The 230-nt window shown below is 46.5% G+C and carries 1 tRNA gene; it reads right to left on the bottom strand.

Annotation, left to right across the window (positions count from 1 at the left end):
- Positions 1 to 135: 135 nt before the first annotated feature.
- Positions 136 to 211, bottom strand: a tRNA-Ala gene (locus ACUJB0_RS31755).
- Positions 212 to 230 lie beyond the last annotated feature (19 nt).

Genomic DNA, 230 nt, shown 5'->3' on the forward strand with positions numbered 1-230 from the left:
CATTACCCATCGCATTCGCCTGTCGGCGCTTGCGATCAATAAAAATTTACTTACTTCTTCCAGATTGTTAAAGAACGTACAGCACTTGATCTCTAAAAGATCAAACCTAAACCTCGTGGCTTACGTTTGAACTTTTGGTGGAGGATGACGGGATCGAACCGACGACCCCCTGCTTGCAAAGCAGGTGCTCTCCCAGCTGAGCTAATCCCCCATGGGTATTGCATAAAACT

It is taken from the genome of Duganella caerulea, assembly GCF_040362985.1.
GTDB classification, from domain to species: Bacteria; Pseudomonadota; Gammaproteobacteria; order Burkholderiales; family Burkholderiaceae_D; genus Rugamonas; species Rugamonas vulcania.